Raw genomic sequence first — 14,075 nt, 5'->3', positions numbered from 1 at the left:
ACACACCCATTGGTCCCTGAGGTGCGAGGAGCGCTAGCGACGAGCCACGAAGGGCCTGGTGAGGCACCTTACGAGCCCCTTCGTGGCTCGCTGCGCTCGCACCTCAGGGAGCAGAAAATTGGGCGCTCACGAGTGTTCTTTCGTGGTGCATGACGGCCGCCGGGCCGCAGATACTGAGGTGCGAGGAGCGCAAGCGACGAGCCTCGAAGGCCCGGTGACCCTTCGTGACGCGCCTCCGCAGGCTCCGGCGCTCCCTAAGGGGCAGAGCTCACCCCCTCGACGTTTCGGTCTCGGGGTCGTAGCATTCTGACAACAGTCGTGCCCACATGTGGGTGTGACCTGGCGCATACTATTGTGTGGGACAGGCGGACCGTTTCGTTCCAACGCCGCACATGGGTGCAGCACGACCTAGCTGAGGGGATCTCGATGACCAAGCCTGCTGAACACACCGGCACCGACGCGATTTCGACGCGTGGCGTCTCGTCGGAGGCGCACACGCTGACCGAACTGGTCGAGATCCAGCGCGCGGCGTTCCTGCGCGACGGGATTCCCGACGCCGACACCCGCATCGACCGCATCACGCGGCTGGCGGCCCTGTTGCTCGACAACGCCGACGAGATCGCCGCAGCGCTGGCCGAGGACTTCGGCTCCCGCCCGCGCGAGCTGTCGCTGGCCGCCGACGTCGCCGGCTGCATGATCGACCTCGCGCATCAGCGCCGCGGCGTCAAGGACTGGATGGCCGAGTCCAAGGTCGCCAAGGTGCAGGGCCTGCTCGGCTACAAGCAGAGCATCCGCCACGACCCGCTCGGCGTCGTCGCGATCATGGGGCCGTGGAATTTCCCGCTGCAGCTGACGATCGTGCCCGCGGGCTCGGCCTTCGCGGCCGGCAACCGGGTCATCCTGCGCCCGTCGTCGGTGACCGCGAAGACCACCGACGTGATCGCCAAGCATGCCCCGAACTACTTCTCGATCGAGGAGCTGGCGGTCGCCACCTCCAAGCACGGTTCGGGTTCGGACTTCGCGAAGCTCAAGGTCGACCACATGTTCTTCACCGGCTCGCCCGGGGTGGGTGCCTCGGTGGCCCAGGAGGCCGCGAAGAACCTGATCCCGGTCACCCTCGAACTCGGTGGCAAGAACCCCGCCGTCGTCGACATCGACGCCGACATCGACAAGGCCGCGACGATGCTCGCCGATGCCCGCATGGTCAACGGCGGCCAGGTCTGCCTGTGCCCGGACTACGTCTTCGTTCCCGAGGCCAAGCTCGGTGAGTTCACCGACAAGGTCGTCGCGCGCTGGACCAAGAACTTCCCGACGATCATCGACAACGATCAGTTCACCTCGACGATCAACCAGAAGAACTACGAGCGCATCCTCGGGCTCATCGACGACGCCGAGCAGCTCGGCGCCACGAAGCGGCAGGTGATCCCCGGTGGCGAGCCGCTGCCGGATGCCGAGCGCCGCAAGATCCCGCCGACGCTGCTCACCGGCGTCAAGGCGGGCATGAAGATCGAGGAGGACGAGGTCTTCGGTCCGGTGCTGACCGTGTACCCCTACCGCGATCTGTCCGAGGTCATCAGCCAGATCAGCTCGCACCCGCATCCGCTGACCATGTACTGGTGCGGTGAGCAGAACGAGCGTTTCCAGAAGCTCGCCGACAACACCCGCAGCGGCTCGATCAACGGCAACGACTTCGCCATTCACCTGTTCAGCGGCGAACTGCCGTTCGCCGGTGTCGGCAACAGCGGCATGGGCGGCTACCACGGCCGCACCGGCTTCGAGACGTTCAGCCATGCCCGGGCCGTCGCGTTCTCGACGTTGCCGGTCAGCGTCGCCGAGATGATGTCGCCGCCGTTCCTGCCCAAGGACACCAAGCTGACCAACAATCAGCTCAAGCTGTGGAAGTTCTTCAACAACCGCGCGATGAAGAAGGTGCGCAAGCGCCTCGGCGCGTAGCATCGGTCGCTTGGCCGGGATCGTCGTCCGACGGTCCCGGCCAAGCGCTTGCTAGGGTGAGCGCAGACTCTCTCAGGAGGATGCGCTTGTCACCACGAGGTCAGACCAGGATCGACGCGAACGGCCGGACCGCTGCGAGTACGGCCGACGCTCCGGCGCGTTCGTCACGTCGGGACGAGCTGCTGGCGACGGCCGGGCAGATGTTCGCCGAGCAGGGCCTTCGGTCGACCACGGTCCGAGACATCGCCGATGCGGCCGGCATCTTGTCCGGCAGCCTCTATCACCACTTCGACTCCAAGGAGTCGATGGTCGACGAGATCCTGCGTGGCTTCCTCGACGACCTGTTCGCCCGCTACCGGGAGATCGCGGCGTCGAGCAAGTCGGCGACCGAGACGTTGCGCGGTCTCGTCATCGCGTCGTTCGAGTCCATCGACGCCGAACGCAATGCGGTCGCGATCTACCAGGACGAGGCGAAGCGACTTTCGAGTCAGGAACGCTTCGCCTACATCTCCGAGCTGAACGTCGAGTTCCGCCGGCTGTGGCAGTCGGTGCTGCAACGCGGCGTCGAGAACGGGGAGTTCCGCGCCGATCTCGACGTCGAACTGGTCTACCGGTTCATGCGCGACACAGTGTGGGTTGCCGTGCGGTGGTACCGGCCCGGCGGCTCGATGTCGGTCGATTCGATCGCCGACCAGTACTTGTCGGTTGTCCTCGACGGCATCCTGCCGCGCTGACCACGCACGTCGAAGTTAGGTTAGCTTTCCTTTCCCAGCGTCCGGCCGTTATTGTGCGCATATGACAATTGGCGGAACCGATGTGGCCGCGCCTGCACCAGTGTCCGACGTCGACGCCGGACCCGACGGTCCGAAAGCCGCGCGCGCCCAGGCCCGATCCGAGTCCAAGGCGAAAGCCGCTGCCCTCGCCGACATCCTGGCCCCGGTGAAGAAGCGCACGCTCCTCGCCCAGTTCGTCCAGGTCTTCGCCTCCGCGGCAACGGTGGTGCCGTTCATCGGGATCGTCGAACTCGGACGCATCCTGCTCGAACCCGGGCCGGTCGATTCGGGTCGCGTGTGGTTGGTCGTGTGGCTGGTCGTCGCGGGACTCGGCGCACGCGCGGCCTTCAGCTTCCTCGCGCTCGCGATCACCCACTTCGCCGATCTCGACCTCCAGGCACAACTTCGAATCCGCATCGCGGACAAGCTCGGTCGGCTCCCGCTGGGCTGGTTCAGCCGCACCAGCTCCGGTGCGGTCCGCAAGTCCGTGCAGAACGACGTCGCAGATCTGCACTACCTGGTCGCCCATGCCACGGTCGAGGCGACGGCCGCGATGCTCTCGCCGATCTTCGCGCTGATCTACTGCTTCTACCTGGACTGGCGACTCGGGCTCCTGGCCGTCGCCACCGTGCCGCTGTATGCCCTGACCTACTCCTACATGGCTCGCGACCTCACGACCGAGATGGAGAAGATGGACAAGGGTGTCGCGCGGATCAGTGCCACCATCGTCGAGTTCATCTCGGGTGTCGCCGTGGTGAAGACGTTCGGGCAGACGGGCAAGGCCCACCGGCGTTTTGTCGATGCCGCCGACGAGTTCAACGACGACTTCGCCGGCTACATGGGGCCGATGCTGCGCGTTCAGGCGGTCACCACCGTCCTGATCAGCGCGCCCCTGATCCTGCTGGTCAACCTCGGGGTCGGGTACTGGCTGGTCGACAGCGGGTGGGTCCAGCCCATCGAACTCGTCGGCTCGACGCTGATCGCGATGGTGCTGCCCACTGCGCTGCTCACCGTGTCCACCGCGGTCCACACCCGTCAGCAGGCCTCGGCCGCGGCGCTGCGTATCGCCGCGCTGCTCGCCGAGCCCGAACTCGACGTCCCGGACAACCCGCAGGTGCCCGCCGGACACGACGTGCGGATCGAGAACGTGCACTTCACCTACCCGCCGCGTCTCGGCGTGCCGTCCGGGGTGAAGGCGCTCGACGACGTCAGCGTCGAACTGGCCGAAGGCACCGTGACCGCGCTCGTCGGGCCGTCCGGGAGCGGGAAGTCGACGCTCGCGACGCTGTTGCCCCGCTTCGGCGATCCCGATTCCGGCGCGGTCCGCATCGGTGGGGTGGACGTACGGGACATCGCCGCCACCGAGCTCTACCGCCATGTCGGTTTCGTGCTGCAGGACGTGCAGCTGTTGACGATGTCGGTGCGCGACAACATTCGGCTCGGCCGTCCGGACGCGAGCGACGAGCAGGTCTACGACGCCGCCCGTGCCGCGCAGATCCACGACCGCATCCTGGAGCTACCCGACGGCTACGACACCGTGGTCGGCGATGGCGCACACTTCTCCGGCGGTGAGGCGCAACGCGTCTCGATCGCGCGGGCACTGCTCGCAGACACGCCGATCCTCGTCCTCGACGAGGCGACCGCCTTCGCCGATCCAGAGTCGGAGGCGCAGATCCAGCAGGCCATCGGCACTCTGATGGTCGGGCGAACCGTGCTCGTTATCGCCCACCGGCTCGGCTCGATCACGCACGCGGACAACATCGTCGTCCTCGATCGGGGCCGGGTCGTCGAACAGGGCCGGCAGGACGAATTGGTCGCCCGCGGCGGGCTGTATGCGTCGATGTGGGCCGCCTACGAGGCCGGGACCACCCGACAGGATGAGGAGATCGCGCGCGGCGCGGTCGCGAGCAGCGAGGTGGCACGATGATCCGCGGTTTCTACACGATCCTGGGTTCCGAACGTGCCCGCATGGTCGTCTTCCTGACCTGGGTGGTCGTCTACGGCATCGCGCAGGGGTTGGCGATGCTCACCCTTGTCCCGATCGTCGAACACCTGCTGACCGGTGATCTGTCCGCCGCTGCACAGTGGTTGTGGCCATTGGCCGTGCTCGTCGTCATCTGCGCGGTGAGCGCGTACGTCCAGTCGCTCAAGGGCATGACGATGGCCCTCTACGCGATGCGCATGCTGCATCACCGCCTCGGCGATCACATGGTGACGCTGCCGCTCGGCTGGTTCACCCGCGACCGGGTCGGCGACGTCTCCCAGATCGCGGTCAAGGGAACGATGTTCGTCGGCAGCACCGGGGCGCACTACATCACCCCGGTCGTGGTCAACACGGTCAGCTCCGTGGTGGTCGTCATCGGCATCTGCTTCTTCGACTGGCGCATCGGTCTTCTCATGGTCGTCGGGACACTGCTCCTGATGTACGTCGGCAAGCTGTCGAGCTCGTTCCTCGCGAAGTCCGAGGGGCGCAAGCGTGCCGAGGCCGTCAAGGTCAACAACCGGGTGCTGGAGTTCGCCCGCTGCCAGGCGGTGCTGCGCGCCTTCGGTGATTCGGACTCCGCGCACAAGCCGCTCGCCGACGCGCTCGGCCGGCAAGCCCGCGTGGGCAAGTCGATGCTCTGGCGCTCGATCCTCGGCATCCTGCTGAACGGGTTGTCGGTGCAGGTTGTCTTCAGTGCCGTGCTCGCCCTCGGCGCGTGGCTGGCCGTGGCGGGTCACATCGAACCGGCGCTGCTGATCGCAGTATTCGGGCTCGCGGCGCGCTTCTTCGGGCCGATCGGCGAACTCGCCGAACTCGGTTCGACGCTGCGCATGTCCACCGACGAGATCAATCGCATCACCGGTGTGCTCGACACCGACCGGATGCCCGCGCCCGAGCGGCCGACGCCGATCACCGAGCCGGGCGCCGTCGAACTCGACGGTGTGGCATTCGGATACGAGACCGGCACGCAGGTCCTGCGCGACGTGTCGCTTCGGGCTCGTCCGGGCACGATGACGGCGCTCGTCGGTCCCTCCGGATCGGGAAAGTCGACCATCTTCCGCCTCATCGCCCGGTTCTACGACGTCGACGGCGGCGTCGTGAAGGTCGGTGGCGTCGACGTGCGGGAGCAGGAGACCGGTGCGCTCATGGGCCAGCTGTCCCAGGTGTTCCAGGACGTCTACCTCTTCGACGACACGTTGTGGGAGAACATCAAACTGGGCCGCCCCGATGCTTCCGACGACGAGATCCGCGCCGCGGCCGAGACAGCGGGCGTCACCTCGATCGTCGACCGGCTGCCCGATGGCTGGCACACAGTCGTCGGTGAGGGCGGTTCGGCGCTGTCCGGCGGTGAGCGGCAACGGGTCTCGATCGCCCGCGCGTTGCTCAAAGACGCCCCGATCGTGCTCTTCGACGAGGCGACCAGTGCTCTCGATCCCGAGAACGAATCGCACGTCGCCGAGTCGATCCGCTGCCTCGCCGACCAGAGCACGGTACTGGTCATCGCGCACAAGCTCTCGACCGTGATCGCCGCCGACCAGATCGTCGTCCTCGACGATCAGGGCGGTGTCGACGACATGGGCACGCACGACGAACTGCTCACCCGGGGCGGGCGTTACACCGAGTTCTGGAACCAGCGCACCGCTGCTGCCGGCTGGACGCTGACACCGTCGGCGTAGTTCCTTTGCCCCCTGAGGCGCGAGCGTCCCCATGCTCCCTGAGGTGTGAGGAGCGATAGCGACGAACCACGAAGGGCGCGTCGAGGTGCGTCACCATGCCCTTCGTGGCTCGCTGCGCTCGCACCTCAGGGAGCAAGGGTGGCTCGGAGCGTGCGGCGGGCCGTCACGAAGGGGCAGAGGCAGTGACACCCCGCGCCGACCACCGGCCCTCCTGGTGCGCGATCTCGATGGGGTAGTCGAAGCACTCCGTCACCAACTCGGTGGTCAGGACCTCGTCGACGGGGCCGGCGGCGAGGATCCGACCTCCGGTCACCAATACAGCATGCGTGGTCGTCTCGGGCAGTTCCTCGAGGTGGTGGGTGACGAGCACGGTCGCGAGGTCCGGGTGCGTGCGGTGCAACCGGTCGACGGTCTGCAGAAGTCGCTCGCGCGCGGCCACATCGAGGCCGGTCGACGGCTCGTCGAGCAACAGGAGCCGCGGGTCGGACAGCAGCGCGCGGGCAATCAGCGTCCGGCCGCGTTCGCCCTGTGACAGGTTGGTCCACGGCGCCGACGCGAGAGCGCTCAGGCCGAGCATCTCGATCAGCTCGTCGGCGCGGACGAGTGTCTCCGGTGCGGGTTTCCGGTGGTCCATCAACTCGGTCGTGCCGGTCGCACCGGTCAGCACGACCTCGCGGATGGTCAGCGGTGATCGCAGCGGATGCCGCGGGTTCACGTGGCCGATGGACTCGCGCAGTTGTCGTATCTCGACCCGCCCCAGCTGATGTCCGAGGACATGGACCGTTCCGGACGTCGGATGTTGTTCGGCGCCACACAGGCTCAGGATCGTCGATTTGCCCGCACCGTTCGGGCCGATGAGCGCCCATCGCTCGCCGGCCCGGATGGTGAGGTCGATGTCGGTGAGGATCGCGCGGGACTGCCGCACGAAACCGACCGAATCCAGGCGCAAGACATCCGGGGTAGACACGCTTGCGAACCTACCGGACCCTTCGTGACGGCCCTCCGCAAGCTCCGGGCCTCCTCAGGGGGCGGGGGTGGCGGCCCTCCGCAAGCTCCGGGCCTCCTCAGGGGGCGGGGGTGGCGGCCCTCCGCAAGCTCCGGGCGCTGCGCCTTAACCCAACGATCCGAGTGTCTTCAACCGTTCGTGCGCCTGGGTCATGATCGACTGGATCAGCTCGTCACAGCTCGGCAGGTCGTCGATCATCCCGACCACCTGGCCGGAGGCGAGTACCCCGGCGCGGGTGTCGCCCTCGACGAGGCCGGCCTTGAGCAGCATCGGGGTGTTGCCGGCCATGATGACCTGCTGCCACGTTCGTTCGCCCGACTTCTTCATCGTGCGACCGTCTTTGAGCATCGTCGTCCAGCGCATGCCGGTCATCTGTTTGAACTCGTTGGCGTTGCGCGCCGCGGCGACGAGCGCCTTGACCGGGCTTCCGCTTTCGAGCGCCTCCACCAGCGGGGTACGCAAGACGCGATGCGGCATGCCGTCGACCTTCACCGACACGACGGTGTCGCCGAGTCCGCGTCCGAGGTACTCCTGTTTGACCGAGTCGGGCACGGCACTGTCGGAGGTGAGCAGAAAGCGCGTGCCCATCGCGACGCCCTGGGCGCCATAGGCCAGCGCCGCGGCGAGCCCGCGGCCGTCGAAGAAGCCGCCGGCGGCGACCACCGGCATGTCGATGCCTTTTGCCGACAACGCGTCCAGTACCGACGGCAAGAGCAGCGTCGTCGCGACGGGTCCGGTGTGGCCGCCACCTTCGCCGCCCTGCACGATCACCGCGTCGGCACCCCACGACGCGACTTTCACGGCGTGCTTGGCCGCACCGATCGACGGGATGACGACGATCCCGTTGTCCTTCAGCTTGGCGATGAGTTCCGGTTTGGGTGCCAGCGCGAAGGACGCGACCTTCACACGCTCGCGGATCAGCAGGTCGATCCGCTCCGGGGCGTCGGTCGCGTCGGCGCGCATGTTCACGCCGAACGGCTTGTCGGTCAGCGTCTTCGTCTTCACGATCGCGGTCTCGAGTTCGGCGAAGGTCATCGTCGCCGACGCCAGGATTCCCAACCCGCCGGCGTTCGAGGTCGCCGAGGTCAACGAGGGCCCGGACACCCAGCCCATCCCGGTCTGCACGACCGGGTACTCGATGCCCACGAGCTCGGTGAACGCAGTCGACAATCCGGCTGCACGTGCCGGGCTCGGATGCGCGGCGGTGGGTTCGCTCATCGGACTTCCTTGTTGCGGACGCCCTTCGGATCGAGGACGTCCCGGATCAGGCCGAGCTCCTCTGCCGTCGGCCTGCGCGTTTCCGGTGCATCGGCGAGGCCGTCGATCTCGAAGCCGGTGTTCTCGGCGACCTCGTCGGCCGTGACTCCCGGATGCAGCGACAGGGCCCGCATCGTGTGGCCCGCGCCGCCGAAGTCGAAGACGCCCAGGTTGGTGACGACGCGGTGGATGTTCAGATCGTCGAAGGCGGGGTTCTCCGGATCGACCTTGTCGAAGCCGACGCCCGACACGATGTCGACGGACTCGCCGAAGACGCGTGCCGTGTGCCGCGGCACCCAGTAGCTCGTCGGGTGGTTGATGGTGTTGCCGGGAGCTCCACGCACACCGAACATCTGGCGCGTCGGGTGCTGCAGCGGTCCGAAGGCCGACAGATTCTGATTGCCGTGACGGTCGATCTGGTTGGCGCCCATGACCACATGACGTCGCCCCGACGCGACGACGTCGAAGACCTTGCGGAACGGCATCCACCCCTCGATGGGTCCGGTCTTCCCGATCGGCGGTGTGTCGGCCAGGATCAGCGCCTCACCGTCGGTGATCAGCAGATCGGGTTCGGTGGTGAGGCGTGCCAGGCGGGCACCGAGCAGGGGAGTGGGCGCCATCGGCGATGCCATGATCTCGCCTGCCCCGGAGAAGATCTCGGCGCAGGAGATGACGCAGTACTCGGCGCGCGTGACGTCCGTGGACGTCTGGGTCTCGGCGGTGCTCACTGCTCGTTCTCCTTCTGCTCGGCCTGCCACGCGGTGACCTCGCGCTGGTAGGTTTCCTCGTCGACCTGGAGGAACCGGCGGGTGAACGCATCCCAGGTCTCGGGTTCCTTGGCCGAGGCCACATAGAACTGCTGGAACTTCTCATCCCGGCCGTACTCGGCTGTGCCATTGGGCCCGCTCGCTCCGCTCCCGGCGCCCGTCAAAGTGAAGTGCGCCCCGTTCGGTGCGTGGACAACCCGGTCGACGTTCATCCGATTGAGCAGAAGACGCTGATGCGGAACGGTTTTGACCAGTACCTCCGTGGAGACGATCTGATCTGTTTCGAGGTAGCGACGCTCGGCGGCCGCGCAGTAGAGATCGTCGAAGTACGGGTCGACCCCGGTGTAGGCGGCGTTGCCGTGGGCGTCGGCCAGATCCAGGTGCACGAAGGCGGCGTCGAGTTTCAGTGCCGGCATCGCCACCAGGGTCTGGGTGCGGCCGTCGGCGTCGGGATAGGGCGAGGTGACGGTCTTCAACTCACCCTCCCAGAAATTGAGGACGTCGGAGCCCAGGCCGGCGCGGATGGGAAGGAACGGCACGCGCGCGGCGGCTGCTTCCAGCCCGCATTTCACCATTCCCTCGTCCATCTCGCGCACCTCGATCTCGCCGTTGGTGCGGGCCTTGGCGAACCACGGGTCGTAGAAAGGCGCCGAGTCGAGCGAGACGAAGCCGTAGTACGCGCGGCGTACCTTGCCTGCGGCGCACAACAACCCGAGGTCGGGCCCGCCGTAGGTGACCACGGTGAGGTCCTTGACGTCGGAGCGGGCGAGCGCGCGCACCAGCGCCATCGGCTTACGGCGCGAACCCCATCCGCCGATGCCGATGGTCATCCCGTCGCGCAGCTCGGCGATGACGTCGTCGAAAGTACTTGTCTTGTCGGTGGGCATCAGGCGCGTCCTCCATCCGAAGCCGAATTCGCGGCGAGTGGCTTGCCGGTCGAGACGAACGCGTCGCGGTGCTCGTCGGCGACGCCGGCCAGGTTCAACTCGAAGGTGTAACCCTGCTCGAGGCGGTAACTCGCCTTGACGTCGATCGGGTCGATGTTGTTGATCGCTTCCTTCGCTGCGCGGATCACCCGAGTGTCCTTGGCGGCGATGGCCTCCGCGATCTCGAGGGCCGCGTCGAGCAGCTCCTCGCGCGGCACGACCCGGTACACCGACCCGAAATGCTCGAGTTGCTGGGCGGTGACGTTCTTAGCGGTGAAGTATAGGGTCCGCATCATGTGCTGGGGCACGAGTCGTGCGAGATGCGTTGCCGCGCCGAGGGCCCCGCGGTCGACCTCGGGCAGTCCGAAGACGGCGTCGTCGGAGGCCACGATGACGTCGGCGTTCCCGACGAGTCCGATGCCGCCGCCCACGCAGAATCCGTTCACGGCGACGACGACGGGGACCGCGCAGTCGTAGACCGCGCTGAACGCGGCGGCGCATCCGCGGTTGGCGCCGATCAGGGCGTCGAAGCCGTCGGTCGCCTGCATCTCCTTGATGTCGACGCCGGCATTGAAGCCGCGCCCCTCTGCTCGCAGTACCACCACATGCGTGGTCGGGTCCGCTCCGGCGGCGGTGATGGCGTCGCCGAGTTCGAACCACGCGGCCGATGGCAGCGCGTTGACCGGCGGATAGTCGACGGTGACCGTCACGATCCCGGAATCGGAACGTGTCGTGGTGATCGGCACGCGGGCTCCTCTCATGGGGCGACTCGGACAGCCCGGAGGACTGCGGAAGCGCACCAAGCAAGTGCTTGGTTGTTTGGTAGGGTAGCACCCATGCAGACGCAGTCACAGGTCGAGCTGGGCCTGGTCGGAAAGGTTGTGCTGGTCACCGGCGGGGCGCGTGGGGTGGGTGCCGGGATCACCCGCGTGCTGGGCTCGCTCGGCGCTCGACCGGTGATCTGCGGCCGTAACGCCGACAACCTCGCCGACGACCTCCGTGAGGTCGACTTCGTGTCCTGCGACGTCCGCGACGCGGATGCGGTCGAGGCGATGATGGACGAGATCATCGTGCGCGCCGGACGTATCGACGGCGTGGTGAACAACGCAGGCGGATCACCGTTCGCACTGGCCGCCGACGCATCGGTCCGATTCGCCAGCAAGATCGTCGATCTCAACCTGCTCGCTCCGCTCGCCGTGGCCCGCGCGGCCAACGCCGTGATGCAGACGCAGCCCGACGGCGGTGCGATCGTGAACATCTCCAGCGTGAGCGGCCACCGGCCGTCACCCGGGACCTCGGCCTACGGGGCGGCGAAGGCCGGGCTCGACAACCTGATGAGCTCGCTGGCCGTCGAGTGGGCGCCGCGGGTGCGGGTGAACTCGGTGATCGCCGGTCCGGTCGTCACCGAGCAGTCGCACCTGCACTACGGCGACGACGCCGGCGTCGCGGCGGTGGGTGCGACCATCCCGATGGGCCGCATGGCCACGCCCGCCGACGTGGGCAATGCGGTCGCGTTCCTGCTGTCACCACTCGCCGGTTACATCAGCGGATCGACGCTGACCGTGCACGGGGGCGGCGAGAAACCGGCATTCCTCGACGCCGCGACCGCCGGTAACGCAGTCTGAGACCCGGCGCGGATCGGGTCCGAGAGCAGTTCGGAAAGGAAACAGTGTGACCAGCACAATGAATGAGGGTCGAGTCGTCATCGTGACCGGTGCCGGCCAGGGCATCGGACGTGCCCACGCCCTCGCGTTCGCCGCCGACGGCGCGAAGGTCGTGGTCAACGATTACGCCGAGGATCCGGCGAGCGAGGTGGTCGACGAGATCGTCGCCGCGGGCGGGCAGGCCGTCGCATCGGTGGGTGATGTCGCGGACTGGGATGCGGGAGCGGCCATGGTCGAGACCGCGCTCTCCACCTTCGGGCGCCTCGACATCCTGGTCAACAATGCGGGTTTCGTCCGCGACCGGATGCTGGTCTCGTTGTCGGAGGACGAATGGGATGCAGTCGTCCGGGTGCACCTCAAAGGGCACTTCGTCGGACTGCGGCACGCGGCCGCGCACTGGCGCGCGCAGGCCAAGGCCGGCGACGTTCCGCAGGCACGCATCATCAACACGAGTTCCGGTGCGGGCCTGTACGGTTCGGTGGGCCAGGGTAACTACGTCGCGGCGAAGGCCGGCATCGCGGCCCTGACGATCCAGGCAGCGGCCGAACTGGGGTCGTATGGTGTCACCGTGAACGCGATCGCTCCGGCCGCCCGCACCCAGATGACCATGGGCGCCGGTGAGGCAATGGCCGCTCAGATGGCCGCACCCGCCGACGGCTCCTTCGACTCGATGGATCCGGCAAATGTGTCGCCGCTCGTGGTCTGGCTCGGTTCGCCCGCAGCGGGCTCGGTGACCGGCCGGGTGTTCGAGGTCGAGGGCGGCAAGATCTCGGTCACCGATGGCTGGCAACGAAGCATCGAGCGGGACAAGGGGTCTCGCTGGGAGGCTGGTGAGCTCGGCCCGGTGATCGAGGAGATCCTGGCGAAGGCGCCGGTGCCGATGCCGGTGTACGGCGCGCGATGACGTCACCCGCCGATTCGTCGGGCGACCGGATCGCAGCGGCCAGGGCCTATGTCGATGCCCTGGTCAGTCACGATCCGTCTGCGGTCGCGCTGCACCCGGACTGCACCCGGGTGGAGTTCGGCGTCAAGACCGGACGCAACGGCGGCCATATCACCCGTAGCCTCGCCCGCGGTCCGCAATTCCGCCTCATCCATCGGGTCTCGGACTTCACCGCAACGGTCGACGGTCACAGCGTGACCACGCGCTACGTCGTGCACGTCCGACCCAAGGCGCTACGACTGGGGGCGACGGTGTCGGAGACCTTCGTGATCGACGAGGACAACCGGATCCGTGCGATCGTCGCCCACTTCGGGCTCCCGCGGCCCCAACGCGCCTGACCGCCGGGCACTTTCGCACGCAACGAACACCCACCGCCCCGTGTGGCGGTGGGTGTTCGGCTGGTATGGATGTGAGTCAGGCGCCCGGCGCGCGGACGACCATCGGCACGCCCGGGAAGTAGGCGGCCATCTCCGAACGCGACTTGCGCAGCGCGGCGGTGCCGTACCCCGACTTGCGGAACTGGGGATGGATCCAGATGCGCAGGTCGATCTCGCCGTCCTTCAGTTCGCCGAATACGAAGCCCACCTTCGATTCGCCCTCGACGGCCACCAGCCAGACGGCTTCCTCGGCGTCGACCCGGTCGGTGGCGGCGCTGATCTCGGCCGCGACATCTCCGGCGGGAGCACCGGAACCGTCTCCGGCGGTGCCGATCTCGTTGGTCCGCGCCGAGAACAGTTCCGCGTCGGCGGACGGGTCGAACGGACGGAGGTCGAGCGTGTCACCGCTGCTCGCCGGCCGCTCGGCCAGCGTGAAGGTGAGGGAACTGTTCAGGTCGTCGAGCTCGGCCTGGTTCTTGCGACGGTCGTCCTTGGTGAGCTGGTCGAGCTTCATGTCCAGAATGGCCTCGGCGCCGAGCCGGGACTTCCCGAGCAGCTCGACGATTGCGGCGACGGCCTGGTCGTGATTCTCGGCGTCCACGATGGCATCGAGGACCTCATGGCGACGTTCGAGAGCGGTCAGCAGGGCGTCGGCGATGTCTCGTCGGGTGGTGGCGAGGTCGAGATCAGTCATGCCTCGATCCTAGGTCACCGTCGGTCACCATGTGGTGGACATCCGGTGCGCGCAT

General features: G+C 67.5%; 13 protein-coding genes. 7 read left to right on the top strand and 6 right to left on the bottom strand.

Features of this window, described 5'->3' with window-relative positions; genetic code table 11:
- Positions 1–426: 426 nt before the first annotated feature.
- The 4 genes from BCM27_RS20550 to BCM27_RS20535 all read left to right on the top strand — a co-directional run bounded on the left by BCM27_RS20550 (position 427) and on the right by BCM27_RS20535 (position 6,386).
- Positions 427–1,953: an aldehyde dehydrogenase family protein gene (locus BCM27_RS20550; protein WP_004020831.1), complete on the top strand. Its 1,527-nt coding sequence runs from the start codon at positions 427–429 to the stop codon at positions 1,951–1,953.
- A gap of 86 nt (positions 1,954–2,039) precedes the next feature.
- On the top strand, positions 2,040–2,687 hold the full coding sequence (locus tag BCM27_RS20545) for a TetR/AcrR family transcriptional regulator (RefSeq protein ID WP_004020832.1): 648 nt from the start codon (positions 2,040–2,042) through the stop codon (positions 2,685–2,687).
- Between the two features lie 61 nt (positions 2,688–2,748).
- A complete protein-coding gene (locus BCM27_RS20540) occupies positions 2,749–4,653 on the top strand; it encodes an ABC transporter ATP-binding protein (RefSeq protein WP_033205063.1) in 1,905 nt (634 codons plus the stop codon).
- On the top strand, positions 4,650–6,386 hold the full coding sequence (locus tag BCM27_RS20535) for an ABC transporter ATP-binding protein (RefSeq protein WP_004020834.1): 1,737 nt from the start codon (positions 4,650–4,652) through the stop codon (positions 6,384–6,386). The genes BCM27_RS20540 and BCM27_RS20535 overlap by 4 nt, the downstream gene beginning before the upstream one ends.
- 163 nt (positions 6,387–6,549) lie before the next feature.
- Here BCM27_RS20535 and BCM27_RS20530 read toward each other — a convergent pair whose 3' ends face one another.
- The 5 genes from BCM27_RS20530 to echA20 form a co-directional block, all read right to left on the bottom strand.
- Positions 6,550–7,353, bottom strand: a complete 804-nt coding sequence (locus BCM27_RS20530) for an ABC transporter ATP-binding protein (RefSeq protein WP_004020835.1) — start codon at positions 7,351–7,353, stop codon at positions 6,550–6,552.
- A 144-nt stretch (positions 7,354–7,497) separates the two neighbouring features.
- A complete protein-coding gene (locus BCM27_RS20525; protein WP_004020836.1) occupies positions 7,498–8,610 on the bottom strand; it encodes an NAD(P)H-dependent flavin oxidoreductase in 1,113 nt (370 codons plus the stop codon).
- The gene (locus tag BCM27_RS20520) at positions 8,607–9,377 is read right to left on the bottom strand and encodes a CoA-transferase subunit beta (protein ID WP_004020837.1); all 771 of its coding nucleotides are present in this window, start codon (positions 9,375–9,377) and stop codon (positions 8,607–8,609) included. Before BCM27_RS20520 ends, BCM27_RS20525 begins: the two co-directional genes overlap by 4 nt.
- Positions 9,374–10,303, bottom strand: a complete 930-nt coding sequence (locus BCM27_RS20515; RefSeq protein ID WP_004020838.1) for a CoA transferase subunit A — start codon at positions 10,301–10,303, stop codon at positions 9,374–9,376. The genes BCM27_RS20520 and BCM27_RS20515 overlap by 4 nt, the downstream gene beginning before the upstream one ends.
- A complete protein-coding gene (gene echA20 / locus BCM27_RS20510; protein ID WP_004020839.1) occupies positions 10,303–11,088 on the bottom strand; it encodes a (7aS)-7a-methyl-1,5-dioxo-2,3,5,6,7,7a-hexahydro-1H-indene-carboxyl-CoA hydrolase in 786 nt (261 codons plus the stop codon). The genes BCM27_RS20515 and echA20 overlap by 1 nt, the downstream gene beginning before the upstream one ends.
- Positions 11,089–11,178: 90 nt before the next feature.
- Between echA20 and BCM27_RS20505 the strand changes: the two genes are divergently transcribed.
- The 3 genes from BCM27_RS20505 to BCM27_RS20495 are packed head-to-tail and all read left to right on the top strand — an operon-like array spanning position 11,179 to position 13,287.
- Complete coding sequence (locus BCM27_RS20505) at positions 11,179–11,967, top strand: SDR family oxidoreductase (protein ID WP_004020840.1); 789 nt, start codon at positions 11,179–11,181, stop codon at positions 11,965–11,967.
- Between the two features lie 58 nt (positions 11,968–12,025).
- Entirely contained in the window at positions 12,026–12,910 is an 885-nt protein-coding gene (locus tag BCM27_RS20500; protein ID WP_033205060.1) for an SDR family oxidoreductase, read from the top strand.
- A complete protein-coding gene (locus BCM27_RS20495) occupies positions 12,907–13,287 on the top strand; it encodes a DUF8021 domain-containing protein (RefSeq protein ID WP_004020842.1) in 381 nt (126 codons plus the stop codon). The genes BCM27_RS20500 and BCM27_RS20495 overlap by 4 nt, the downstream gene beginning before the upstream one ends.
- Before the next feature lie 76 nt (positions 13,288–13,363).
- Here BCM27_RS20495 and BCM27_RS20490 read toward each other — a convergent pair whose 3' ends face one another.
- Complete coding sequence (locus BCM27_RS20490) at positions 13,364–14,020, bottom strand: GNAT family N-acetyltransferase (protein ID WP_004020843.1); 657 nt, start codon at positions 14,018–14,020, stop codon at positions 13,364–13,366.
- Positions 14,021–14,075: the final 55 nt, after the last annotated feature.

Origin of the sequence: Gordonia terrae (assembly GCF_001698225.1) — a bacterium.
Lineage (GTDB): Bacteria > Actinomycetota > Actinomycetes > Mycobacteriales > Mycobacteriaceae > Gordonia > Gordonia terrae.
This window is presented reverse-complemented; position numbering and strand designations above follow the sequence as displayed.